The sequence below is a fragment of the Microbacterium sp. 22242 genome (genome assembly GCF_052045495.1).
Classification (GTDB): domain Bacteria; phylum Actinomycetota; class Actinomycetes; order Actinomycetales; family Microbacteriaceae; genus Microbacterium.
This window is the reverse complement of record NZ_JBQEOZ010000024.1, coordinates 1-24,708: the sequence shown is the minus strand read 5'-3', so window position 1 is coordinate 24,708 and position 24,708 is coordinate 1. Positions and strand designations below refer to the sequence as shown.

Genomic DNA, 24,708 nt, shown 5'->3' with positions numbered 1-24,708 from the left:
TGTCTGGGTTCACGACATAGGCGACAGGTGATCGGCGACACGTGAGTCGCGTCATAGGCGACAGACTCAGGCATGTCGAAGCATCGCGTCGTCGTGTTGAAGATCATCGCCGGACAGCTCACAGTGACCGCCGCTGCGTGCGAGTACGGGCTCTCCCGCCAGTATCTCCACGTGCTGCTCGCCCGCTACCGTAAAGAGGGATTGGATGGCCTCGAGCCACACTCGCGCGCTCCGCTGACTTCGCCCCAGACGACGACCACCCGCGTCCGCGACCGTGTCATCGAACTGCGCCAACAGCTGACCTCGAACGGGCTCGATGCCGGCCCGGTCACGATCGCCTGGCATCTGCGAGAAGAAGGCCTACGAGCCCCGTCGACGTCCACGATCCGCCGGATCCTGCACACCGCTGGGCTGGTCACCCCCGAGCCGCGCAAACGCCCCCGTTCCTCCTACCTCCGTTTCGAAGCCGCCCGACCGAACGAGACCTGGCAGTCCGACTTCACCCACTGGCCCCTCGCGGACGACACCGACGTCGAGATCCTGAACTGGCTCGACGACCACTCCCGAAAACTGCTGTCCTGCACCGTCCACCACCCCGTCACCGGCGACGACGTCGTCACCACGTTCCTCACCTGCATCGACACCCACGGGCCGCCCGCGTCCACGCTCACCGACAACGGACGCGTCTACACCGCCCGACACGGAGGAGGCAGAAACGCCTTCGAATACACGCTCGCCGCGCTCAGCATCGTCCAGAAGAACGGTTCCCCGAACCACCCCCAGACCCAGGGCAAGATCGAACGCTTCCATCAAACCCTGAAACGCTGGCTCGCCGCCCGTCCCCGCGCCCGCACCGCGGCCGAGCTGCAGACCCAACTCGACGAGTTCCGCGAACACTACAACACGCGCCGACCGCACCGCGCGCTCGACGGAAGAACCCCGGCCGACACCTACGCCGCCTCCCCAAAAGCCGCCCCCACCGGGACCCCAGACACGGACCGGACGCACTACCGCCTCCGCTACGACCACGTCGCCGCCGACGGGAAGATCAGCTTCCGCCGCGCCGGGCGCATGCACCACCTCGGCATCGGCACCACCCACCGAGGCAAACGCGTCATCATCCTCGCCGACGAACACAGCACCACCGTGATCTCCCTCAACACCGGAGAGATCATCGCGACCAACACCATCGACCCAAGCAAAAGCTACTGGCGCAACAACGAGAGAGAGCCCGGCCGATGGCCGGACTCTCTCTCGTAACTTGTCACCTATGTCGCGACTCAGATGTCAACTATGTCCCGACTCATCACACTGTGGACCTGAGGGGACTCGAACCCCTGACCCCCTGCATGCCATGCAGGTGCGCTACCAGCTGCGCCACAGGCCCAGATGCCGTCTGCGGCTTCCCGCGACAACCCGTTCAGCTTACAACATCGTTTCGGGCCGACACCAATCGGGGCGGGAGCGACGGGCGGCCGGGCGTGTCCCGGCCACCACCACTCCGCGGTCCACTCGGCGTCCGTGGCGGCCCGTGTACCTCGATGCGCCGACGACGTGGACCGCCCGGACTAGCGTGGCGCGTCAGGCTGCCGAGCCCTCCGGCGGATCGTCCAGGAATCCGAGCGGCGGCACGAAGAACAGCCCGCCGGTGACCGCGGTCGAGAACTCGAGGATCCGATCGGTGTTGCCCGGAGGGTCCCCGAGGAACATGTTCCGCAGCATCTGCTCGATCACCCCCGGATCCGCGGCGTAGCCGATGAAGTAGGTGCCGAAATCGGCGGTGCCGATCTCGCCGAAGGGCATGTTGGCGCGCATGATCTGCTTCTGCACCCCGTCCGCATCGGTGATCACGGTGAGGTGCACATGCGAATCGGGCGGCTTGACGTCGTCGGGCATCTCGATGTCCTCGAGCTTGCTGCGACCGATCACCCTGCTCTGCTCCTCGACCGACAGCCCCTCCCACGCCGCAAGGTCGTGCGTGTACTTCTGCACGATCACGTAGCTGCCGCCGGAATAACCAGGGTCCTCGTCACCGATGACGACCGCGGCGTGGGCGGCATCGCCTTCCGGGTTCTCGGTGCCGTCGACGAACCCCAGCAGATCGCGCTCATCGAAGTACTTGAACCCGTGCGTCTCGTCGACGACGTCCGCGTGCCCGCGCAGCCGCGCGCCGATCTGCCGGGCCAGCTCGAAGCAGAGATCCATGTGGTCCGCGCGCAGGTGGATCAGCAGATCGCCGGGGGTGGCCGGCGCGACGTGCCGCGGTCCGTGCAGCTCCGCGAACGCGTGCAGGCCGCGCGGGCGCGGCTGCGCCGGGAACAGCCGATCCCACGCGTCCGAGCCGATCCCGGCGACGCATGCGAGGGCGTCCTCCGGGCTGCGGAAGGCCACGGCGCGGGTGAGGCCGGACAGGTCTGTGAGGAAGTCGCGGACGGGCTGCTCGGCCCCGTCGCGGACCGTGAACACGAGGAACAGCGCAGCGCGCGCCGGCGGAGTCAGCACCTGCTGCGTGACCATGGATCTCCTTTTTCGCGCCGGAGCGCGCTCGCACCGCGCCCGGTCAGACCCGGGAGACGGTCACCTGGATGCTCTTCGCCAGCGGCTGGTCGCTCTGCGCGCTGAAGTCGGCATGGCCGATGAGCACGTTGAGTTCGGGCATGTAGCCGGCGGCGCTGCCCCGCGGCAGGTCGTAGCGGACCGCGCGGAACGCGTGCGCGACCCTGGTCGAGCCGTCCTTCGAGGTCGCGCGGATGTCCACGAGGTCGCCCTCGCGGATGCCGCGCTCACGCATGTCGTCCGCGTGCAGGAAGATCAGCTCGCGCAGGTTCTTCACGCCCCGGTAGCGGTCGTTCGCCGAGTAGATCGTGGTGTTCCACTGGTCGTGCGAGCGCATGGTCTGCAGCACGAGCGTCTCGCCCGAGGCGGGGATCACGTCCGGCAGCGGCGCGAGCGAGAACTCCGCCCTGCCGCTGCCTGTGGCGAAGACGCGTCCTCGAGCAGGCTGCGGGATCCGGAATCCGTGCCGGTTCCTGATGAGGTGGTTGAAGCCCTCGAAACCGGGCAGCACCTGCGCCATCACGTCCCGGATCCGGTCGTAGTCGGCCACGTAGGCGTCCCAGGGCGTCTGCGAGTCAGGCAGCAGGGCCTTCGCGATCCCGGCGATGATGGCCGGCTCGGAGCGCAGGTACGCGGATGCGGGCCGCTTCCGCCCCACCGAGAGGTGCACCATGCTCATCGCGTCCTCGACCGTGACGCCCTGCGGGCCGGTCTCCTGCTGGTCCCGCTCCGTGCGGCCCAGGCAGGGCAGGATCAGCGCCTTCTCGCCGTGCACGAGGTGGCTGCGGTTGAGCTTCGTGCTGACCTGCACGGTCAGCCGGCAGCGGCTCAGCCCCTCGGCCGTGTAGGCCGTGTCGGGGGCGGCGAGCACGAAGTTGCCGCCCATGCCGACGAAGACCTTGACGGTGCCGTCGTGCATGCCGCGGACGGTCTTCACGGTGTCCAGTCCGGGATGGCGCGGCGGATCGATCCCGCACACCGCGGCGAGGCGGTCGATCCACGGCGGCGGCCGGTGATCGATGCCGCAGGTGCGGTTGCCCTGCACGTTGCTGTGCCCACGCACCGGCGACGGACCGGCTCCCGGCCGGCCGATGTTGCCGCGCAGCAGCAGCAGGTTCACGATCTCGCGCACCGTGTCCACGCCGTGCTCGTGCTGGCTGACGCCCAGGCACCAGCTGATGATCGTGCGCTCGGAGGCGAGGTAGATCTCGGCCGCATCCCTGATCTGCTGCTCCGTGAGGCCGGCCTGGCGCACCAGCTCGGTCCACGGCGTCGCCTCGACCTGGGCACGGTATGCGTCCAGCCCGTCGGTGTGCGCCTCCAGGAACGCGGTGTCGAGGGCGGACGGATCCGTCTCGGCGCGCTCGAAGACCGCTTTCGCCATGCCGCGGAGCAGTGCGAGGTCTCCCCCGGGCCGCACCTGAAGATTGCCGGTGCTGGTGGCCGTGCTCTTGTTGAGCGCCATGTCGACGAACTCGTGCGGCACGATCGTGCGGGTGGCGCCCGCCTCCACCAGCGGATTCACGTGCACGACCTGGGCGCCGCGGCGGACCGCGTCGGAGAGCGCGGTGAGCATGCGCGGCGCGTTGGACGCGGCGTTCACGCCGAGCACGAAGAGCGCGTCGCACTCCTCCCAGTCCCGCAGGTCGACCGTCCCCTTGCCGGTCCCGAGCGACGCGTTCAGCGCCCGGCCGGACGCTTCGTGGCACATGTTCGAGCAGTCCGGCAGGTTGTTCGTGCCGAACTCGCGCACCATCAGCTGGTAGAGGAAGGTGGCCTCGTTGCTCAGCCGCCCTGACGTGTAGAAACTCGCCTCGTCCGGGCTGCCCAGGCCGCGCAGCTCCTCCCCGATGAGCGTGAACGCGTCGTCCCAACTGATCGGGACGTAGCGGTCGCCGGCGGCGTCGTAGCTCATCGGCTCGGTGAGCCGGCCCTCATCCTCGAGCTCGAAGTCCGTCCACCCGGACAGCTCGGTCACCGTGTGCGCGGCGAAGAACTGCCGGTCCACGCGCTTGCTGGTCATCTCCCAGGTGACGTGCTTGACGCCGTTCTCGCAGATGTCCAGACGCAGGTTGCCCGGATCGTCGGGCCAGGCGCAGCCCGGGCAGTCGTATCCGGAGGCGCCGTGGTTCATCACGAGCATGGCGCCGGCACCCGCGATCGGTTCGCGCTGACGCAGCAGCACCTCCCCGACCGAGATCGCGGCGCCCCATCCCGCTGCGGGGTGACGGTACGGGGTGCGCGACCAGGGATCCTTCGCCTTCGGCCCGTACCCGCCCTGCCGCGGCTCCTCGGGCAGCAGCCCGAACGCCGTCCCGCCGCGCGCACCGCTCTCCTCGTCGATCACCCCTGCACCCGCCCTTCCTGCATCGGCGCGCGCTCGGAACGTCCGTCCGCGCTCGCCGTCTCCTCGGCACGCACCCTGCGCGGGTGCGCGTAGATGTTCATGGACCGGCCCCGGACGAAGCCGATCAGAGTGAGGCCGGATTCCTCGGCCAGCTCGGCGGCGAGCGACGACGGTGCCGAGACCGCGGACAGGATCGGGATCCCCGCCATCACCGCCTTCTGCACCAGTTCGAAGCTCGCCCGCCCCGACACCTGCAGCACGGTGGAACGCAGCGGCAGCCGATCCTGCTGCAGCGCCCAGCCGATGACCTTGTCCACGGCGTTGTGCCGCCCGACGTCCTCGCGGGTGACGAGCTGCTCCCCGGTGACGGCATCGAAGAGTCCCGCCGCGTGCAGCCCGCCGGTCCTGTCGAACGCGGCCTGCTCCGCGCGGAGGCGATCCGGGAGCGCCGCGATCCATTCGGCGTCGACGACGAGCTCGTCATCGACGGCGGCGAAACGGGAGGTGGTGCGCACGGCGTCGATGCTGGCCTTGCCGCACACCCCGCACGAGCTCGTCGTGTAGAAGCGCCGCGCCTCGTCCGGGCCCGGCAGCCGGGCGTCGTCGGCGAGGGATGCGTCCAGCACGTTGTAGGTGTTCTCCGCGCCGCCCGTGCCGGGGCCGCCGCAGTGGATCGCGGAGCGGAACTGCTCGCGCCGGGAGATGATGCCCTCGGACACCAGGAAGCCGAGCGCGAGCTCGACGTCGTGCCCCGGAGTCCGCATGGTGACCGCGAGCGGCGCACCGGAGATCCGGATCTCCAGCGGCTCCTCCACGGCGAGCGTGTCGGCGCGCCGTCGCACGCCGTCTCCGAGAGCGATCCGGGTGACCGGCCGCAGCGTCGTGATCCGTCCCACAGCTCGACCCTACCCGCGGATCCGGTCCGTGCGGCCTCCCCGCACCGATTCGCGCCGAAGGCCTCGCGGCGGCGGCGATCGCCGGCCCGAGGGCGTCGCGGGCGCGCGGCGCGAGCCCCGTCAGTCCTGGTCGGCCCGCGTGCTCAACGGCGCCGGCTCCGCGATCGGGACGACCGGGCAGTCCTTCCACAGCCGCTCCAGGCCGTAGTAGGTGCGCTCCTCCTCGTGGAACACATGCACGATCAGGTCGCCGAAGTCCAGCAGCACCCAGCGGGCCTCGCTGCGGCCTTCGCGGCGCACGCGCTTGTACCCCGCCTCGATCATGCGGTCCTCGATCTCGTCGGCGATCGCGGCGACGTTGCGCTCGCTGTTGCCGGTGACGAGCAGGAAGATGTCGACGAGCGGGAGCGGCTCCGACACGTTCAGCGCGAGCAGATCCTCCCCGCCCTTGGATCGAGCCGCGTCGGCGGCGATCTGCAGCATCTCTTCTGCGGTGGCGGGGGACTGCATCAAGAGAGTGCTCCTGTGGTGATGGCGACGATGAGCGCGCCGACGAGGGCGACGGCGAGAGCGCCTGCGGTGATGGTCAGCGCGAGCATGAGCTTGTTGCTCTTCTCGGGCTCGGGGGGCCGGATGACCTCTCCGGCGGGCTTGATGGTGCCGATGGCCGCGCTCGCGGCGATCGGGGTGGGCGAGGAGGCCGGGGCCAGCTCGCCGTCGACGAGCACGACGTCGACCTCCTTGCCGTCGGCGAACCCGTCGGCGTGCCCGCGCGAGCCGAGGCCCGCCGGGAGGTCGTAGCTGCCGGTGACGAGGATCTCGCCGGTCGACGCGACGGGGCCCGACAGGGAGGGGCCGGCGGGGGTCGTCTGGAAGATCAGTGCGTTCGGGGCACCGTGGTGGGATCCGGCCGAGTCGCCGATCAGGGCGTCGAACGAATCGGAGGCCGGGGTCTCCGGCTGCTGCGCGAGCACGCTCTGCCCGAAGCCCGGGCTCACGGTCGGCTCGCCGGCGGGGACGGGCTCGGATCCGCTCAGCAGCGACTCGATCGACGGGCCCTCCGCCGGGGCCGGCTCGGTCCAGGGAGCGGCCTCGGGGGCGAACGGCAGCGACTGACCCTGCGCATGCTCGGCGAGGGGCGCGGCGACGGGCGCGTCCGGCACGAGCGGAGCAGCGGGCGCCGCGGGGGATGCGGGCGCCGCGTGCTCGGCGGTGTCCGCCGCGGGCTCGGCGCGGCGGGCGCGGCCGGCCTCCTGCTCCGCCCGCATCACGGCCGAGACCGAGACGGGAGCGACGCTCTGCTCGGCGTCGTCCACGCCGTCCTGCTCGTCCTCGTCGGCGGGCTCGAAGGAACGGCGCCGGGTCGGGTACGTCGGACGAGGCACGTCCGTGATCATCGCGGGACGCGCATCCGCATCCTGGGTCGCGCCGGCGGCGGGTTCCACAGCCGGCGGCGCCCCGGGGGCGGACGCGGCGGCCGCCGCGGGGGCCGGGATCGGGGGCAGCTCCGGACGCTCCGGGATCGACGGCGCCGCGACGGCGCGCTCCGGCTCGGCCGGGGCGTGCTCGTCCAGCACCGGCACGGACGCGGTGCGGATCCGCTCCTGCTCCCGCATCTGGCGGCGGGTCAGCGGTCCCTCGACCACACGCCCGGAGTCCGGCTCGGCGACGTGTTCGGACTCGGGATCCTCATCGGCCTCCGCCTCGTCTTCGGGCTCAGAAGCCGGCTCGGGCGAGGTCTCGACGGCAGCGTCCGCCTCCGGCTCGGGCCGGGGCTCTTCGGCGGCAGGGAGGTCCGCCGTGGCGACGTCCGCGGCGTGCTCGGGGGCGGCGGGCGCGGCGCGCTCCGCTTCGGCGGCCGCGCGCGCGGCCTCGGCGTCCTCCGGGGTGACGATCGGGGTCGATCCGGTGAGCCGGGCTTCCCGCAGCTGCTTGCGGGTCAGCTGGCCGTGCTGGTGCTGATCCGATGTGCTCATGACGTGCTCCGATAGAGATGATGCTTCGCGATGTACTGGACCACGCCGTCCGGCACGAGGTACCAGACCGGGTCCCCCTCACGCACCCGGGAACGGCAGTCCGTCGACGAGATCGCGAGGGCGGGGACCTCCAGTTGGCTGACGTCGTCGGTGGGCAGGCCGTCCGTGCTCAGCACATGACCGGGTCGGGAGACAGCGACGAAGTGGGCGAGGTCCCACAGTTCATCATGATCCCTCCAGCTGAGAATCTGCGCCACGGCGTCGGCGCCCGAGATGAAGTAGAACTCGGCGTCGGGCCGCTGCGCCTTCAGATCCCGCAGCGTGTCGATCGTGTAGGTCGGCCCCTTGCGGTCGATGTCGACGCGGCTGACGGTGAAGCTCGGGTTCGACGCCGTCGCGATCACCGTCATCAGATAGCGGTGCTCGCTCGGCGAGACGTCGCTCTTCTGCCAGGGCTCCCCGGTCGGGACGAAGATGACCTCGTCGAGCCCGAACGAGTGCGCGACCTCGCTCGCCGCGACGAGGTGACCGTGGTGGATGGGGTCGAACGTCCCGCCCATCACACCGATCCGCGGCGCCGGAGTGGTCGTCATCGGATCTGCTCAGTGACCGTGACCGGCCCCGTGCCCTTCCTGACCGTGCGCGGTGTGCCCGTGCTCCGCGGCCCACGTCTCCGCCTTGGCGGCGTGCCGGTTGGCGACATTGCGGTACGAGAAGGCGACCAGGCCGAGCAGCGCGAAGACGCCGGCGGCGATGAGACCGAACGGAAGCGTCTCCAGCGCGAGGTTTCCGCTGTCGGTCTTCTCTGCGGCGGCCTGCACCAGCTGTGCGACGAGGTTCATGGGTTCTCCAAGACGAGTGCGATCAGGGTGGATCAGCTCACCAGTCTAGACCTCAGGCGCGGGTCTGCCCCGCCCCACGCGCAAGCCACTTGGTGCTGGTCAGCTCGGCGAGTCCCATCGGGCCGCGCGCGTGCAGCTTCTGCGTGGAGATGCCCACCTCGGCGCCGAAGCCGAACTCGCCGCCGTCGGTGAACCGGGTGGACGCGTTCGCCATCACCACAGCCGAGTCGACCTCGGCGAGGAAGCGCTCGATCGCGAGGGCGTCGGTGCTGATGATCGACTCGGTGTGCCCCGTGCTGTAGCGGCGGATGTGCGCGAGCGCCTCGTCCAGGTCGTCCACGACGCGCATCGACAGGTCGAGGCTCATGTGCTCGGTCGCCCAGTCCTCTGCGCCGGCGGGCACGGCATCCGGCACGAGCCGGCGGATCTCGTCGTCGCCGTGGATCGTGACCCCCTGCGCCGTGAGCGCGGCGGCGACCTCCGGCACGAGCCGCTCCGCCGCCTCGCGGAGCACCAGCACGGTCTCCACGGCGTTGCAGACGCTCGGCCGCTGCACCTTCGCGTTCACGACGATGTCGCGCGCCCAGTCCAGGGGCGCGGTCCCGTCCAGCACGATGTGCACCACGCCCGCGCCGGTCTCGATGACCGGGACGGTCGACTCGGTGACGACCGTCTCGATCAGGGCTGCGCTGCCGCGCGGCACGAGCACGTCGATCAGGCCGCGTGCGTGCATCATCGCCGTGGCCCCGTCGCGTCCGAAGTCGTCGACGGTCTGGATGGCCTCGGGGGTGACCCCCGCGGATGCGAGCGCGTCGCGCATCACGCGCACGAGCACGGTGTTGCTCTCCCTGGCCGCGCTGCCGCCTCGCAGCACCGCCGCGTTGCCGGAGCGCAGCGCGAGCGCCGCGATGTCGACCGTCACGTTGGGGCGGGCCTCGTAGATCGCGCCGACGACGCCGAAGGGGACGCGCACCTGTTCCAGGGCGACGCCGTTCGGCATGCGGTGGCCTCCGACGACCCGGCCGACGGGATCCGGCAGCGCAGCGACCTCGCGGACGGCGGACGCGAGGGCCAGGATCCGCGTCCGGTCCAGCCGCAGCCGGTCCAGCAGTCCGTCGCCGATGCCGTCCTCGGCGCCGCGTGCGAGGTCACGGGCGTTGGCGGCGATGATGTCGGCCTCGGCCGCGCTCAGCGCGTCGGCGATCGCGTGCAGCGCGCGGACCTTCCCGTCGCTGGTCAGCCGCGCCGTCTCCCGCGCCGCCTCCTTGGCCGCGCGCATGCGCGTCTCGGGGGAATCCTCGACAGCGGAGGGCGCGGCGGGTTCGGCGAAGGCGGTGGACATGCGGTCAGTTTACCGAGGCCCGCCGTGGTGCGGATCGGGGATGACGGTATTCGTCGGGGGCCGGGCGGCTCAGATCGCGGGCGCGAACCAGGTGCCGATCTCGGCTCCGGAGAGGGCCTCTGCGACCCGGTCCGCGCTGGTGACCAGCACGCCGATCCCCGAGGCAGCCGCCAGCCGCGCGGCGGACACCTTGGTCGCCGCTCCCCCGGTGCCGACGCCGTTGACGACGCTCGAGCCGAACTCCAGGCCGGACAGGTCGGCGCCCGCCTCCACGATGTCGAGCGGCTTCGCGGCCGGGTCGGACGGCGGTCGCGTGTACAGCGACTCGACGTCGCTCAGCAGCACCAGCGCGTCCGCGCCGATCAGCTGGGCGACCAGCGCTCCCAGCCGGTCGTTGTCGCCGAAGCGGATCTCCTGCGTGGCGACCGTGTCGTTCTCGTTCACGATCGGGAGCACGCGCAGGCCCATCAGCCGCTCCATGGCGCGCTGCGCGTTGCTGCGCGACGTGGGGTGCTCGAGATCGCCGGTCGTGAGCAGCACCTGCCCGGCGACGATGCCGTGCGGGCGCAGCGCCTCCTGGTAACGGTAGATCAACACGTTCTGCCCGACCGCCGCTGCGGCCTGCTGGGTGGCGAGATCGGTGGGCCGCGCATCGAGCTGGAGGAACGGGATCCCGGTCGCGATAGCGCCGGACGACACCAGCACGATCTCGGTGCCGCGGGCGTGCGCGTCCGCGAGCGCCTCGACCAGCAGCGGGATCCTCCAGGCGGCGTCGCCGCTGATCGACGAGGATCCGACCTTCACGACGATCCGCGCTGCGGAGGGCAGCGCGGACCGGGTCAGGGCGGTCACTCCGCCTCCTCGCCGGCCACCGCCTGGTGGGTTTGCTCGCCGGCGTCCCCCTGCGCGCCCCGTGTCGCGAGGCGCTCTCGTTCGTCCTCGGCGCGCAGCGCGGCTTTGGCGTCCATGCGCTCGTGGTAGCGCTGGCGGCGCTCGTTCGTGGTGCGGCGGGTGTTCGGATCGAACCGCGAGTCCAGACCGCGCGGCGAGGTGATCAGCTCCGCGGCAGAGGACATCTGCGGCTCCCAGTCGAACACGATGCTCTCGCCGGGGCCGATCACGACGGTCGATCCGCGCGTCGCGCCGAGGCGGAACAGCTCGTCCTCGACCCCCAGCTTCTCCAGCCGGTCGGCGAGGAAGCCCACGGCCTCTTCGTTCGTGAAGTCGGTCTGCTGCACCCAGCGCACCGGCTTCTCGCCGAGGATCCGGTAGATGTTGCCGTAGCTGCCGCCCTCGACGCGGATCTCGAAGTCGCGCTTCGAGCCCTTGGGCCGGATGACGACGCGCTCCTTCGGCGTCACCGTGGCGGCGAGCTCGGCGCGGTGTCTGTCCACGATCTCGCCGAGCGCGAAGGTGAGCGGGCGCAGTCCCTCGTGCGCCACCGTGGAGATCTCGAACACGCGGAAGCCGCGCGCCTCGAGGTCCGGCCGCACGAAGTCGGCGAGCTCACGCGCCTCCGGCACGTCGATCTTGTTCAGGGCGACCAGCTGCGGCCGCTCCAGCAGCGGCACCTGCCCCTCCGGCACCTCGTACGCGGCGAGCTCGGCGAGGATCACGTCGAGATCGCTGATCGGGTCGCGGCCCGGCTCGAGGGTGGCGCAGTCGATCACGTGCAGCAGGGCCGAGCAGCGCTCCACGTGGCGGAGGAACTCGAGTCCGAGCCCCCGCCCCTCGCTCGCGCCCTCGATGAGGCCCGGCACGTCCGCCACGGTGTAGCGGGAGTCGCCGGCCTGCACGACGCCGAGGTTCGGGTGCAGGGTGGTGAACGGGTAGTCGGCGATCTTGGGCCGCGCGGCCGAGATCGCCGCGATCAGGCTGGACTTGCCCGCCGAGGGGAAGCCCACCAGGGCGACGTCCGCGACCGTCTTCAGCTCGAGGACGACATCGCCCTCGTAGCCGGGGGTGCCGAGCAGGGCGAATCCGGGCGCCTTGCGCTTCGGGGTGGCGAGGGCCGCGTTCCCGAGTCCGCCCTGGCCGCCCGCGGCGACGACGAAGCGCTCGCCGGGCACGACCAGATCGATCAACACCTCGCCGTCGGCGGACTTCACCACCGTGCCGACCGGCACCGGGAGCTCGAGGTCCTCGCCGTCGTACCCGGAGCGGTGATCGCCCATGCCGAAGCCGCCGTTGGCGGAGGTGCGGTGCGGCGAGTGGTGGTACGACAGCAGCGTCCCGGTCTGCGGATCCGCGACGAGGACGATGTCGCCGCCGTCGCCGCCGTTGCCGCCGTCCGGGCCGCCGAGGGGCTTGAACTTCTCCCGGTGCACGGACACGCAGCCGTTGCCGCCCTTGCCCGCACGCAGGTGCAGCGTCACCCTGTCGACGAACGTGACCATGCGGGATCCTCCTGGAGTGGTGCGGGCTGGGGCGGCGCGAACGCCGCGGAAGAGAAACGGAAACGGGGCGAGCCGAAGCCCGCCCCGTTTCGAAAGTCGTGCCCAGCCGGTGGCTGAGCCAGGCGATTACTCGCCGGCGACGATGTTGACGACCTTGCGGCCGCCCTTCGTGCCGAACTCGACCGCGCCCGAGGCGAGGGCGAAGAGCGTGTCGTCGCCGCCACGGCCGACGTTCACGCCGGGGTGGAAGTGCGTGCCGCGCTGACGGACGAGGATCTCGCCGGCGCTGACGGCCTGGCCGCCGAAGCGCTTCACGCCGAGTCGCTGTGCGTTGGAGTCACGACCGTTGCGGGTCGAGCTCGCACCCTTTTTGTGTGCCATTTCTCAGCTCCTCTTCGTGCTTACTTGATGCCGGTGATCTTGACGCGCGTGAGGTCCTGACGGTGGCCCTGGCGCTTCTTGTAGCCGGTCTTGTTCTTGAACTTCTGGATGACGATCTTCGGGCCGCGGAGGTGGCTGACGACCTCGGCGGTGACCTTGACCTTCGCGAGCTTGTCGGCGTCGGTGGTGATCGTGTCACCGTCGACGAGGAGCACCGCTGCGAGTTCGACCTTGTCGCCCTGGACCGCCTTCAGGCGGTCGAGCTGAACAATGGTGCCGACCTCGACCTTCTCCTGCCGTCCGCCGGCGCGCACTACTGCGTAAACCACTTCATACCTGTTTCATTGGGGAGCGATCCGCTCCGTATTCTCACGGGAAGACTGTGCTTGCATCGCACCACAGCAGAGGGACCGCAGTGGCGGGCGCGAGTTGCATGATCCCGCGGCGGCCGAGTGGGGCGTCCGGCGCGGTGCACCAAGGTGCCACTTTACCGGAAGGATCCGCGGGTCGCAAAGCGGGCTCGGCCCGTGTCGCCTCCGGATCCTCGATCGCGGGCCCGTTCCGATCCCGGAGACCCCGCCCCGTCTAGGATCACGGCATGGCGATACTCGTGGACGACGCCGTCTGGCCCGCGCACGGCCGGCTCTGGGCGCATCTGGTGAGCGACTCCCGCATCGACGAGCTGCACGCGTTCGCCGCCCGGCACGACATCCCTGCACGGGCGTTCGACCTCGACCACTACGACGTCCCGGCCGACGCCCTCCCCCGGCTCATCGCCGGCGGCGCCAGGCACGTGGGCGGCAAGGAGCTCGTCCGAGCGCTGATCGCGTCGGGGCTGCGCGTGCCGGCCCGGGAGCGGGGCGGTCGCGTGCACGGGTGCGACCGGTACGGGCGATGACCTCGAACCGGCTCGAGGCCTTCAGCGACGGGGTCCTCGCGATCGTGATCACGGTCATGGTCCTCGGCCTCGCCGTGCCGAAGGGCACGACCTGGACCGATCTCGTGCACACCTCGGGGCTGGGCCTGCTCACGTACCTGCTGAGCTTCGTCTACATCGGGATCTACTGGAACAACCACCACCACCTGTTCCAGCTGCGGCCCGAGGTGGACGGCTCCGTGCTCTGGGCGAACCTGCACCTGCTGTTCTGGCTCTCGCTCTACCCGTTCACGACCGCCTGGATGACCCAGACGCGCGTCGCCGAGGTGCCGACGGTGGTCTACGGCCTGAACCTGCTCGGGGCCGCGCTGGCCTACACGATCCTGCAGCAGACGATCTCGCGCCGACCCGGCGGCGAGCGGATCCGCGCCGCCTTCGGACGCGACCGCAAAGGTCTGGTCTCCCCGATCCTGTATCTCACCGGGATCGGACTGACGTTCGTCGTGCCGTGGCTCGGCCTGGTGCCCTTCGTCGCCGTCGCGGTGATCTGGCTGGTCCCGGACCGCCGGGTCGAGCGCTATCTCCGCACGCACCGGGAGGACGCCCGGCGAACCGGCGAGGACGTGGAAGAGGGCCCGACGCCGTAGCGCCGGACCCTCCTCGTCTGCTGTCGACGCTCGCTCAGCCCGCGTCGCCGGACGGCCCGTCGTCGACGGTGTGCACCACCGCCGTGCCTGCCGAGAGCCCGGCCGTGCTGACCCGGCGGCGGTTGCGGCCCTGCCCGGGCGCCTTCGGCTCGGGCAGCGCGTCCAGCACGGAGTCGAGCAGCTGCTCGGCCTCGGTCTTGGGGCCCTTGCCACGGTCGGAGCCGCGCTTCTTGCGGGGCTTCTTCACGCGCTCCGCCGGTGCCTCGACGACGATCTCGACCGGGGTCTCGCCGGCGGGCGCCTCGCCGGACGCCACGCGCGTGGACGCGGCGATCTGGGCGAGGGCCGACTTCGCGCCCTCGGGGATCACGTGCGTGCCGCCGTTCGCCGCGGCGGGCGCGGCGCCCGCGCCGTTGCCGGTGGCGGGCGCGCCTCCGTTCGACGAGCCGCCGCCGCGCTGACGGCGGTTGGAGCTCGGCGCCGGAGCGGCCGCGCGGTGGCGCACGACCGGGTCGTGGTGCACGATCACACCACGGCCGGCGCAGACCTCGCACGGCTCGCTGAAGGTCTCCAGGAGCCCCAGGCCGAGCTTCTTGCGGGTCATCTGCACCAGGCCCAGCGAGGTGACCTCGGCGACCTGGTGCTTGGTGCGGTCGCGGCTCAGGCACTCCACCAGGCGGCGCAGCACGAGGTCGCGGTTGGACTCCAGGACCATGTCGATGAAGTCGACGACGATGATGCCGCCGATGTCGCGCAGCCGCAGCTGCCGGACGATCTCCTCCGCGGCTTCGAGGTTGTTCTTGGTGACGGTCTCCTCGAGGTTGCCGCCGGAGCCGACGAACTTGCCGGTGTTGACGTCGACGACCGTCATCGCCTCGGTGCGGTCGATCACGAGGGATCCGCCGGACGGCAGCCAGACCTTGCGGTCCAGCGCCTTCTCGATCTGCTCGGTGACGCGGTAGACGTCGAACGGGTCGCTCTCGTCCTCGTACGCCTCGACGCGCTCCAGGAGATCGGGAGCGACGGACTCGAGGTAGGAGCGGATCGTGCGGCCGGCGTCGGCGCCCTGGATCCGCATCCGGGTGAAGTCCTCGTTGAAGACGTCGCGGACGATCTTCACGAGCAGGTCGGGCTCGGCGTGCAGCAGCGCGGGCGCCTGCTGCGTCTCGACCTGCTTCTGGATGTGGCTCCACTGCGCGGTAAGGCGCTGCACGTCGTGCGTCAGCTGCTCCTCGGTGGCGCCCTCGGCCGCGGTGCGCACGATCACGCCGCTGGACTCGGGGAGCACCTCCTTGAGGATGCGCTTCAGGCGCGCGCGCTCGGTGTCGGGGAGCTTGCGGGAGATGCCGTTCATCGAGCCGTTCGGCACGTACACGAGGTAGCGGCCGGGCAGCGAGATCTGGCTGGTGAGGCGGGCACCCTTGTGACCCACCGGATCCTTGGTGACCTGCACGAGCACGCGGTCGCCGGCCTTGAGCGCGAGCTCGATGCGGCGCGGCTGGTTGCCGGTCTCGACGCCGTCCCAGTCCACCTCGCCGGAGTACAGCACGGCGTTGCGGCCGCGGCCGATGTCGACGAACGCGGCCTCCATGCTGGGCAGCACGTTCTGCACACGGCCGAGGTAGACGTTGCCGATCAGCGACGCGTCCTGGTTGCGCGCGACGTAGTGCTCGACGAGCACGTTGTCCTCGAGCACAGCGATCTGGGTGCGCCCGTTCTTGGAGCGCACGATCATCTCGCGGTCGACGGCCTCGCGGCGGGCGAGGAACTCGGCCTCGGTGACCACGGGGCGGCGGCGGCCGGCGTCACGGCCGTCGCGGCGGCGCTGCTTCTTCGCCTCGAGGCGGGTGGAGCCCTTGATGGCCTTGGGCTCGGTGATGTACTCGACCACGCGCTGGCGCTGGCGCGGCTGTTCGGCGTTGTCCCCGCGACCGCGGCCTCGGCTGCGGTCGCGGTCCTCGCCGTCACGGCTGTCCCGGGCCTCACGGGGCGGGCGGGCCGGGAGCGGAACGATGGTGGGCGCGTGGAAGTGCAGCTGCGTCGACACCCGGGACACGAAGACCTCGGGCAGCAGGCCCAGGCTCACGGCGGTGACCGGCGCGGGGTCGGTGGCGGTCGCCGCAGCGGACTCGCCTTCGGGCGCCCCAGCGGAATCGACTTCGGGCGTCTCAGCGATGTCGTCGGCGGCCGGCTCGGTCGCGGCCGGCTCGGCGTCGGGGCCATCGGACGTCGCGGCTCCGGCGGGCTCTGCGGCGTCGGCGGCGGCGTCGGCCGGCTCCGCGCTGTCTTCGGCCACGGTCTCCTCGTCTGCTGAGTCCTCGACCGTGGTGTCCTCGACGGCAGCGGCTTCGGCAGGAGCAGAGGCGGGACCGGTCTCCTCGACCGGGGCGTCCTCCTGCGCGGCGGCGTCCTGCTCGGATGCATCCTGCCCGGACGCGTCCGTGGATCCTTCCCCCGTCGGAGGCTCCTCGGCCGCGGACGCGGGCGCCTGCGGGGTCTGCTCGTGCGCTACCGGCAGCAGCGCGTCGAGATCGAGGGTAGGGGCGTTGTCATTGTTCTCGTCGGCCATCTCTGGCGTACTCCCTGCACAGCGGCCCAGCCGCCGTGAATTCTCTCGTGCGACGCGCTCGGCGTCGGCGTACTCACTCGGTCTGCGATCGGCGAGTGCTCTGATCGCTGGGAGCCGGAGCTCCCGAAGTCTGTATCCGTCGTCCGCCGATTCCGCGGCGGGACGCGTCCATTATCGCACCATCGCGCCCGGATCTCCGACGCGACGCGTTCGGAATGAGGCGGCGTGGATCCCATGCAGAAGGACGACTGCCATAATCGCGACATGTCTGCACTGCGTCCGCCCTCGCGCAACCTGTCGGGCCACCGCCCCGTCGGCTACGCCCTCTGGCTCATCGTCGCGAGCGTGCTCGGGTGGTGGGCCGCCTTCCAGCTCACTCTCGACAAGTTCGCGACGCTGGCGAACCCGCACGCCTCGCTGAGCTGCAATGTCAGCGCGCTCGTGCAGTGCGGCACCAACCTCGAGTCCTGGCAGGGCTCCGTGTTCGGCTTCCCGAACCCGATCATCGGGCTCACCGGCTGGATGGCCCCGCTCGTCGTGGGCGTGGCGATCCTGGCGGGCGCCCGCTTCCCGCGCTGGTTCTGGGCGCTGTACGGGCTCGGGATCACGGCCGCGTTCGTGTTCATCTGCTGGCTGATCGGGCAGAGCTTCTTCGCCCTGCACACGCTGTGCCCGTGGTGCGGCCTGACCTACGTCGTGATGATCCCGACCTTCCTGGCGACGATGCTGCAGCTGTTCGCCAACGGGACGTTCCCCGTGAACCGCCGCGCGCAGGAGCGCGCCCGGCGACTCGGCGTCTGGGTTCCGCTCGCGTCGATCCTCGCCTTCGCCGTCGTCGTGCTGCTCGCGCAGGCGGCCGGCGTCGACCTGATCGGCGAGGTCATCCGGCTCGTCCGCGGCTGAGGCGCCGCGCACAGGAACGCCCCGTTCGGACCCTTCGACGAGCTCAGGGACCGGACGGGGCGTTCTCGTGGATGCGGTCCAGTCAGACCAGATGCTCAGGGACCGGACGGGGCGTTCTCGTGGGTGCGGTTCAGTCGAACCAGATGCCCAGTTCGCGGGCGGCGGACTCGGGCGAGTCGGAGCCGTGCACGAGGTTCTGCTGGACCTTCAGTCCCCAGTCGCGGCCGAAGTCGCCGCGGATAGTGCCGGGCGCGGCAGTGGTGGGATCGGTGGTGCCTGCGAGCGAGCGGAAGCCCTCGATGACGCGGTTGCCGGCGAGGCGGATCGCGACGGACGGGCCGGACAGCATGAACTCGAGCAGCGGCTCGTAGAAGGGCTTGCCCTCGTGCTCGGCGTAGTGCGCGGCGAGAAGATCGCGGTCGGGCTCGACGAGGCGGATGTCGACGAGGGCGTAGCCCTTGGCCTCGATGCGGGCGAGGATCGCGCCGGTGAGGCCGCGCGCGACGCCGTCCGGCTTGACCAGGACGAGGGTCTCTTCGGTGTGCATGTCAGTCACTCTCTGTCGTCGGTTCGGTCGGGTTCGTCGTCGCGGAGGCGGTCCTGCGGGCGGCGCGGTCGGCGCGTCCGCCGACGATCATCGCGTAGGTCCACATGCCGCCGAAGACGACCACGACCAGCAGGATCGCGGGCACCAGGAAGGCGGACAGCAGGACGACGACCTGCAGGATCCATCCCATCACGATTCCGGCACGGCTGCCGGTCAGCCCCGCCACGATCAGCATCGCGACGGCGACCACGCCGCCGCCCACGATCGCCCACCACGGCTCGATGCCGGGGCCGAGGGCCTTCAGCCCGAAGATCGTCAGGCCGGCGAGCGCGACCACGATCGCCTCGAAGGCGAGGACGACGGATCCGAGCTTCTGCGCGAGCCCCCGCGGCTTCCGGGCGCGGCGAGGGGCCGAGGCGCCTCCGGTCGCCGCCGGATCGGTCACGCCCGCCATCCGCTCTTCCAGTCCTCGTCGGCCGCGAGGGAGATCGCCTCGCCCGCCAGCACCACGGATCCTGCGATGACCACCGCACGACGGTCGGCGGAGGCCGCCCACTCCCGGGCGGCGTCGGCCGCGTCGGAGAGCGAGGGATGCACGGTGACGCGCCCCCCGGCCGCCTCGACGAGGTCGGCGATCCGATCGGGGTCGCTGGCCCGCTCCGAGTCGGGGGCGGTGGCGAACACGTGCTCGACGGACGGCAGCAGCACGTCGACGATCCCGCTCGCGTCCTTGTCGCCGAGCACGCCGAGCACGAGGCCCCACTCGTCGAAGTCGAAGCTTTCGCGCAGCGCCTCAGCGAGCGCGCGGGCGCCGTGCGGGTTGTGAGCGGCGTCGACCACGACGGTCGGCGCGATGCCGAGCAGCTGCAGCCGGCCCGGCGAGGTCGCGCCCTGCAGTCCCTCGGCGAGCACGTCGCCGACGATCGCCTGCCGCGCGTCGCCGATCAGCGATTCGACCGCGGCGATCGCCAGCGCGGCGTTGAAGCCCTGGTGCGCGCCGTACAGCGGCAGGTACTCCTCGATGTATTGCCCCGCGAGACCGCGCACGGTGATCTGCTGGCCGCCGACGGCGAGACGCTGCTCGACGAGAGCGAAGTCATGGCCCTCGAACGCGATCGTGGTGCCGTGCTCCTCCGCGGCACGGCGCAGCACGGCCTCGGCCTCGGGGGCCTGCCGCGAGGAGACCACGGCGGCGCCGTCCTTGATGATCCCGGCCTTCACCGTGGCGATCTTCGCGATCGTGTCGCCCAGGCGGTCCGCGTGGTCCAGGTCGATCGGCGTGAACACGGCGACGTCGCCGTCGGCCGTGTTCGTGGAGTCCCAGGATCCGCCCATGCCGACCTCGAGGACGAGGACGTCGACGGGGGCGTCCGCGCAGGCCACGAAGGCGAGCACGGTGAGCAGCTCGAAGAACGTCAGCGGGGCGTCGCCCCCGGCCTCGAGCTCGGCGTCCACGATGCCGACGAGGGGTTCGATCTCCTCCCACGCGTCCGCGACGGCGGCGTCGGCGATCGGCTCGCCGTCGATCATGATCCGCTCCGTGAAGCGCTCCAGATGCGGGCTGGTGAACAGGCCTGTGCGCAGGCCGTGCGCGCGCAGCAGGCTCTCGATCATCCGCGCGGTCGACGTCTTCCCGTTCGTGCCGGTGAGGTGCACCACACGGTACGTCTTCTGCGGGTCGTCCATCAGCTCGAGCAGTCGGGCGGTGCGCTCCTTGCGGGGCTGCACCCAGCGCTCCCCCGCGCGCTCCAGCAGCGCCGAGTAGACGGCGTCGGCGCGTTCGCGGTCGTCGCTCATACGGTGTCTCCGATCCGGCTCACTGCGACGGCGAATCCGCCGCGGTTGGCGTACGTGCCTGCGCCGATGTCCGCCACGAACTCGGCCGTGGCGAACTCGGCTCCCTGGTCCAGGACGTCTGCCTCGACCGCGAGCGTCTCCTCGGCCACGCCGGCGACGTCGAACGCGCTGCGGACCGCTGCCGCGTCCTCGGCGTCGTCGAAGCGCAGCTGCAGCCGGATCCGGTCGCTCACATCGAAGCCGGCGTTCTTGCGGGTGTCCTGCACCGCGCGGATCACGTCGCGGGCCAGGCCCTCCGCCTCGAGCTCCGGCGTGGTCGCGGTGTCGAGCAGCACGAAGCCGCCCGAGGGGACCACCGCGAGCGCCTCGCCCTCGGGACGCCCGGTGGTCTCCAGCGCGAGCTCGTACTCGTGCGGCTCCAGCGCGATGCCGTCGGCGGTCACCACACCGGCTTTCTCGGTCCAGAAGCCGTCCTTCGCGGCGCGGATGACGCGCTGCACGTCCTTGCCGAGGCGCGGGCCCGCAGCGCGCGCGTTGACGCTGAGGCGGTGGCTGATGCCGTACTCCGCCGCGGTGCCCTCGGCCTGCGGCACGAGCTCGACCGCCTTGACGTTCAGCTCCTCGCGGAGGATGTCCTCGAACGGGGCGAGCGCGGCGGCGTTCGGGGACACGACAGTGAACCGGGCGAGCGGCAGGCGCACCCGCAGCTTCTCCTTCTTGCGCAGGGCGTTGCCGACGCTGGACAGCTCGCGCACGGCGTCCATCGCGTCCCGCACGTCGTCGGCGTGCGGGAACAGCTCCGCATCGGGCCAGTCGGTCAGGTGCACGCTGCGCCCGCCGGTGAGACCCTGCCACACGCGCTCGCCGATCAGCGGCACGAGCGGCGCCGCCACGCGGGTCAGCGTCTCCAGCACGGTGTAGAGCGTGTCGAACGCCTCGGTCGTCGCCGGGTCGGAAGGGTCGACGCCGACCCAGAAACGGTCGCGGGAGCGGCGGATGTACCAGTTCGTGAGCACCTCGGCGAACTCGCGCAGCCGTGCTGCGGCTGTGGTGGAGTCGAGTCCCTCGAGATCCTCCTGCACCCCGCGCACGAGGTCGCCGGTGCGGGCCAGGATGTACCGGTCCAGCACGTCGGTCGAATCCGTGCGCCAGCGCGCCTCGTACCCCTGCATGCCGGTCCCTGAGCCCGTCGCAGGGCCGCCCGCAGCATTGGCGTACGTGGCGAAGAAGTACCACGAGTTCCACAGCGGCAGAATGAACTCGCGCACGCCGGCGCGGATCCCCTCCTCGGTCACCGAGAGGTTGCCGCCGCGCAGCACGGAGCTGGACATCAGGAACCAGCGCATCGCGTCGGATCCGTCGCGGTCGAACACCTCGGACACGTCGGGGTAGTTCCGCAGTGACTTCGACATCTTGTAGCCGTCGGATCCCAGCACGATGCCGTGGCAGCTCACGCCGGTGAACGCCGGGCGGTCGAACAGCGCGGTCGACAGCACGTGCATGAGGTAGAACCAGCCGCGGGTCTGCCCGATGTACTCGACGATGAAGTCGGCCGGCGAGTGCGAGTCGAACCATTCCTGGTTTTCGAACGGGTAGTGCACCTGCGCGAACGGCATGGATCCGGAGTCGAACCACACGTCGAAGACGTCCTCGATCCGGCGCATCGTGCTCCGCCCGGTCGGGTCGTCGGGGTTCGGCCGGGTCAACTCGTCGATGTACGGGCGGTGCAGATCCACCTCGCCCTCGGCGTTGCGCGGGAGGCGGCCGAAGTCGCGCTCCAGGTCGGCGAGGGATCCGTACGCGTCCACGCGCGGGTGCTCGGGGTCGTCGCTCTTCCAGATCGGGATCGGGGATCCCCAGTACCGGTTGCGGCTGATCGACCAGTCGCGCGCGCCCTCGAGCCACTTGCCGAACTGGCCGTGCTTGACGTTCTCCGGCACCCAGGTGATCTGCTCGTTGTTCGCGAGCATCTCGTCCTTGAAGTCGGTGACGCGCACGAACCAGCTGGACACGGCCTTGTAGATCAGGGGGTTCCGGCAGCGCCAGCAGTGCGGGTAGGAGTGCAGGTAGCTCTGCAGGCGCAGCAGGCGCCCGTTCCCGCGCAGAAGTCGCACGAGCGGCGTGTTCGCGTCCATCCAGAGCTCGTCCGCGACGTCGCTCACCTGCGGCAGGAAGCGGCCGCCCTCGTCGAGGGAGAGGATGGTCGGGATGCCCGCCGCGCCGGCGACGCGCTGGTCGTCCTCACCGTAGGCGGGCGCCTGGTGCACGATGCCGGTGCCGTCGCTCGTGGTGACGTAGTCGTCGACGAGGATCTGCCAGGCGTTCTGGGTGCCCCAGGTCTCCGTGTCGGCGTAGTAGTCGAAGAGCCGCTCGTAGGTGACGCCGCCGAGCTCGGCTCCGGTCACCGTCGTCTGCACCGCGGCGAGGGCGTCGTCGGCGCTGTCGTAGCCGAGGTCCTTCGCGTAGCCGCCGAGAAGGTCCCTCGCGAGCAGGAACCGCTCGCCCTCCGCCCCCTCGGACGCGCCGTTCGGGCCCACGGGCAGCACCGCATAGACGATCTCCGGCCCCACGGCGAGGGCGAGGTTGGTCGGCAGGGTCCACGGAGTCGTGGTCCACGCCAGCGCCCGCACGCCGTCGAGCCCGAGGGCTGCGGCCTTCGCGCCGGTGAGCGGGAAGCTCACGGTGACGGAGGGATCCTGACGCTCCTTGTAGACGTCGTCGTCCATGCGCAGCTCGTGCGCCGACAGCGGCGTCTCGTCGCGCCAGCAGTACGGCAGCACCCGGTAGCCCTCGTAGGCGAGGCCCTTGTCGTACAGGGTCTTGAATGCCCAGAGCACGCTCTCCATGTAGCTGAGATCGAGCGTCTTGTAGCCGCGCTCGAAGTCGACCCAGCGCGCCTGGCGGGTGACGTAGTCCTGCCACTCGTGCGTGTACGTGAGCACGGACTCGCGCGCCTTCGCGTTGAAGACGTCGATGCCCATCTGCTCGATCTCGTCCTTCTCGGTGATGCCGAGTTGCTTCATCGCCTCGAGCTCGGCGGGCAAGCCGTGGGTGTCCCATCCGAACACGCGGTCGACCTTCTTGCCGAGCATGGTCTGGAACCGCGGGAACAAGTCTTTCGCGTAGCCGGTGAGCAGGTGCCCGTAGTGCGGCAGGCCGTTCGCGAACGGCGGGCCGTCGTAGAAGACCCACTCCTCGGCGCCGTCGCGCTGCGCGATCGAGGCACGGAAGGTGTCGTCGGCCTCCCAGAACGCGAGCACCTCGCGCTCGATCTCGGGGAAGCGCGGGCTCGGGGTGACGGTCGCTGAGCCTGTCGAAGCGTCGGCGGCGGGGCCGAAGGATCCGGTCGCTGAGCTTGTCGAAGCGGACGTGCGCGGGTAGGTCATCGTGTCTCGCAGTGTCGGTGGCGGGCGGATGCTGCTCGCCGGGACGATCCCGCCTTTCGGCGAAGACCGCGGTACCACCCTGCGTTGCCCCGACCGATGGACGAGACCCCTCTCACTGCGGCTGTGACGGGCCTGCCCCGCTCGGTTCTACTGACTCCGACCGCGCTCGCACGAGTCTGTCGTGCTTGCGCTGACCCTTTCGAGCTTGCGCCGAGCTTGTCGAAGCGTTCTTCCGAGAGCTCCCCGGTGATGGCCGGATCGATGCTCGTGCGGTCCAGTCTACGCCGCCGGGTCCCCCCTCGCTCCACGCCGCCGGATGCGCGGCCCCGGCGGACTGCACGCCCGCTGTCGGCTGTCGGCTGTCGGCTGTCGGCTGTCGGCTGTCGGCGGCCGGCCCTATGGTCGTGGCATGGCCCGCAGCACCGAGACTCCCCAGCCGCCCCGTGTCTCGCCGCCCGATCTGCCGGACGAGCTCGACGACGCGATGGGACGCCGGCACGGCGACCACGTCGGCCTGCGGATCCCGCTCGCCGAGGATCTCGCGCACGCGCAGTTCGAGCAGTGCTCGCTGTCCGGCGCCGCCGACCGCGTCGACCTGACCGGCGCGACGGTGCTCGACGTCGAGATCGTGGACGCGCGCACGCCGGTGCTGTCGCTCAAGGACGCCACGATCCGCCGGCTGCGCATCTCCGGCGGACGGATCGGCACACTGGATCTGTCCGGTGGGCACATCGCGGAGCTGATCCTGGAGCACGCGCGCGTCGACTATCTCTCGCTCGCCGCGGCGAAGATCCAAGACTCCCTCATCGCCGACTGCACCCTCGTCACCGTGGATCTGCCGGCAGCGACGGTCACGCGGGTCCGGTTCGAGCGCAGCAGCGCGGACGAGGTCGACACCCGCGGGCTCCGCGCCGACGCGCTGGACCTGCGCGGGCTCGACGCGCTGGCGTTCCTCGACGTCACTGCACTGCGGGGCGCGACCCTGACGTCCCGCCAGGTCGAGCTGCTGGCGCCGGAGTTCGCCCGGTCCGCGGGCATCGACGTCCAGGACTGATCACGAGGATCAGTCGCAGTCTGATGGTTCCCTGCGGTCGGTGAGCGCCCTCGCGGGGCCGCGCCGCGCTCTCGGCCCGACCTGGCCGTCGCTGAGCGCGGTCAGAACGGCGCCGGTTCGTGGTCGGGTGGTGGATCGGCGTGTGAATCGTCGATGGTGAAGGTGACGGGTGCGGGTGGTTTGTCGATGTAG

At 71.0% G+C, this 24,708-nt stretch carries 22 protein-coding genes and 1 tRNA gene; 5 read left to right on the top strand and 18 right to left on the bottom strand.

The annotated features are described in order from the left end of the window. Positions 1-72 precede the first annotated feature (72 nt). Entirely contained in the window at positions 73-1,260 is a 1,188-nt protein-coding gene (locus tag ACTJJZ_RS17300) for an IS481 family transposase (RefSeq protein ID WP_440719109.1), read from the top strand. Between the two features lie 54 nt (positions 1,261-1,314). Here the strand turns inward: ACTJJZ_RS17300 and ACTJJZ_RS17295 are convergent. The 13 genes from ACTJJZ_RS17295 to rplU all read right to left on the bottom strand — a co-directional run bounded on the left by ACTJJZ_RS17295 (position 1,315) and on the right by rplU (position 13,065). Then, positions 1,315-1,387 (bottom strand) — tRNA-Ala (locus tag ACTJJZ_RS17295). Between the two features lie 194 nt (positions 1,388-1,581). Next, a complete protein-coding gene (locus tag ACTJJZ_RS17290; RefSeq protein WP_440722426.1) occupies positions 1,582-2,517 on the bottom strand; it encodes a Dyp-type peroxidase in 936 nt (311 codons plus the stop codon). Between the two features lie 43 nt (positions 2,518-2,560). Beyond that, on the bottom strand, positions 2,561-4,903 hold the full coding sequence (locus ACTJJZ_RS17285; protein WP_440722425.1) for an FdhF/YdeP family oxidoreductase: 2,343 nt from the start codon (positions 4,901-4,903) through the stop codon (positions 2,561-2,563). Next, positions 4,900-5,799, bottom strand: coding sequence for a formate dehydrogenase accessory sulfurtransferase FdhD (gene fdhD, locus ACTJJZ_RS17280; RefSeq protein WP_440722424.1), 900 nt, complete (start codon positions 5,797-5,799; stop codon positions 4,900-4,902). Before fdhD ends, ACTJJZ_RS17285 begins: the two co-directional genes overlap by 4 nt. Before the next feature lie 120 nt (positions 5,800-5,919). Further along, positions 5,920-6,309, bottom strand: coding sequence for a ribosome silencing factor (gene rsfS / locus ACTJJZ_RS17275; protein WP_440722427.1), 390 nt, complete (start codon positions 6,307-6,309; stop codon positions 5,920-5,922). Further along, complete coding sequence (locus ACTJJZ_RS17270; protein ID WP_440722423.1) at positions 6,309-7,775, bottom strand: hypothetical protein; 1,467 nt, start codon at positions 7,773-7,775, stop codon at positions 6,309-6,311. The genes rsfS and ACTJJZ_RS17270 overlap by 1 nt, the downstream gene beginning before the upstream one ends. After that, complete coding sequence (gene nadD, locus ACTJJZ_RS17265; RefSeq protein WP_440722422.1) at positions 7,772-8,368, bottom strand: nicotinate-nucleotide adenylyltransferase; 597 nt, start codon at positions 8,366-8,368, stop codon at positions 7,772-7,774. The genes ACTJJZ_RS17270 and nadD overlap by 4 nt, the downstream gene beginning before the upstream one ends. A gap of 9 nt (positions 8,369-8,377) precedes the next feature. Further along, positions 8,378-8,617 (bottom strand): hypothetical protein, encoded by a 240-nt coding sequence (locus tag ACTJJZ_RS17260; protein WP_440722421.1) that lies wholly within the window; start codon positions 8,615-8,617, stop codon positions 8,378-8,380. Positions 8,618-8,669: 52 nt separating this feature from the next. Then, positions 8,670-9,959, bottom strand: coding sequence for a glutamate-5-semialdehyde dehydrogenase (locus ACTJJZ_RS17255; RefSeq protein ID WP_440722420.1), 1,290 nt, complete (start codon positions 9,957-9,959; stop codon positions 8,670-8,672). A 69-nt stretch (positions 9,960-10,028) separates the two neighbouring features. Next, a complete protein-coding gene (proB, locus tag ACTJJZ_RS17250) occupies positions 10,029-10,811 on the bottom strand; it encodes a glutamate 5-kinase (protein ID WP_440722419.1) in 783 nt (260 codons plus the stop codon). After that, the gene (obgE, locus tag ACTJJZ_RS17245; protein ID WP_440722418.1) at positions 10,808-12,355 is read right to left on the bottom strand and encodes a GTPase ObgE; all 1,548 of its coding nucleotides are present in this window, start codon (positions 12,353-12,355) and stop codon (positions 10,808-10,810) included. Before obgE ends, proB begins: the two co-directional genes overlap by 4 nt. A 126-nt stretch (positions 12,356-12,481) precedes the next feature. Further along, positions 12,482-12,736: a 50S ribosomal protein L27 gene (gene rpmA, locus ACTJJZ_RS17240; RefSeq protein WP_440722417.1), complete on the bottom strand. Its 255-nt coding sequence runs from the start codon at positions 12,734-12,736 to the stop codon at positions 12,482-12,484. 20 nt (positions 12,737-12,756) lie between these two features. Further along, positions 12,757-13,065 (bottom strand): 50S ribosomal protein L21, encoded by a 309-nt coding sequence (rplU, locus tag ACTJJZ_RS17235; RefSeq protein WP_440722416.1) that lies wholly within the window; start codon positions 13,063-13,065, stop codon positions 12,757-12,759. A 269-nt stretch (positions 13,066-13,334) separates the two neighbouring features. Between rplU and ACTJJZ_RS17230 the strand changes: the two genes are divergently transcribed. Continuing rightward, positions 13,335-13,634 (top strand): DUF4031 domain-containing protein, encoded by a 300-nt coding sequence (locus ACTJJZ_RS17230; protein WP_440722415.1) that lies wholly within the window; start codon positions 13,335-13,337, stop codon positions 13,632-13,634. Continuing rightward, a complete protein-coding gene (locus ACTJJZ_RS17225; protein WP_440722414.1) occupies positions 13,631-14,260 on the top strand; it encodes a TMEM175 family protein in 630 nt (209 codons plus the stop codon). Before ACTJJZ_RS17230 ends, ACTJJZ_RS17225 begins: the two co-directional genes overlap by 4 nt. Positions 14,261-14,294: 34 nt before the next feature. Here ACTJJZ_RS17225 and ACTJJZ_RS17220 read toward each other — a convergent pair whose 3' ends face one another. Next, positions 14,295-16,829: an Rne/Rng family ribonuclease gene (locus tag ACTJJZ_RS17220; RefSeq protein WP_440722413.1), complete on the bottom strand. Its 2,535-nt coding sequence runs from the start codon at positions 16,827-16,829 to the stop codon at positions 14,295-14,297. 264 nt (positions 16,830-17,093) lie between these two features. On the opposite strand from ACTJJZ_RS17220, the gene ACTJJZ_RS17215 reads away from it, so the two are divergent. Beyond that, positions 17,094-17,732, top strand: coding sequence for a vitamin K epoxide reductase family protein (locus ACTJJZ_RS17215; protein WP_440722412.1), 639 nt, complete (start codon positions 17,094-17,096; stop codon positions 17,730-17,732). Between the two features lie 130 nt (positions 17,733-17,862). On the opposite strand, the gene ndk is transcribed toward ACTJJZ_RS17215, so the two are convergent. The 4 genes from ndk to ileS are packed head-to-tail and all read right to left on the bottom strand — an operon-like array spanning position 17,863 to position 23,462. Beyond that, a complete protein-coding gene (gene ndk / locus ACTJJZ_RS17210) occupies positions 17,863-18,279 on the bottom strand; it encodes a nucleoside-diphosphate kinase (RefSeq protein ID WP_440722411.1) in 417 nt (138 codons plus the stop codon). A gap of 1 nt (position 18,280) precedes the next feature. Next, the gene (locus ACTJJZ_RS17205) at positions 18,281-18,733 is read right to left on the bottom strand and encodes a DUF4233 domain-containing protein (protein ID WP_440722410.1); all 453 of its coding nucleotides are present in this window, start codon (positions 18,731-18,733) and stop codon (positions 18,281-18,283) included. After that, positions 18,721-20,076, bottom strand: a complete 1,356-nt coding sequence (locus ACTJJZ_RS17200; protein ID WP_440722409.1) for a bifunctional folylpolyglutamate synthase/dihydrofolate synthase — start codon at positions 20,074-20,076, stop codon at positions 18,721-18,723. The genes ACTJJZ_RS17205 and ACTJJZ_RS17200 overlap by 13 nt, the downstream gene beginning before the upstream one ends. Further along, a complete protein-coding gene (gene ileS / locus ACTJJZ_RS17195; protein ID WP_440722408.1) occupies positions 20,073-23,462 on the bottom strand; it encodes an isoleucine--tRNA ligase in 3,390 nt (1,129 codons plus the stop codon). Before ileS ends, ACTJJZ_RS17200 begins: the two co-directional genes overlap by 4 nt. Before the next feature lie 409 nt (positions 23,463-23,871). Between ileS and ACTJJZ_RS17190 the strand changes: the two genes are divergently transcribed. Beyond that, on the top strand, positions 23,872-24,516 hold the full coding sequence (locus ACTJJZ_RS17190) for a pentapeptide repeat-containing protein (protein ID WP_440722407.1): 645 nt from the start codon (positions 23,872-23,874) through the stop codon (positions 24,514-24,516). The last annotated feature ends 192 nt before the right edge of the window (positions 24,517-24,708 follow it).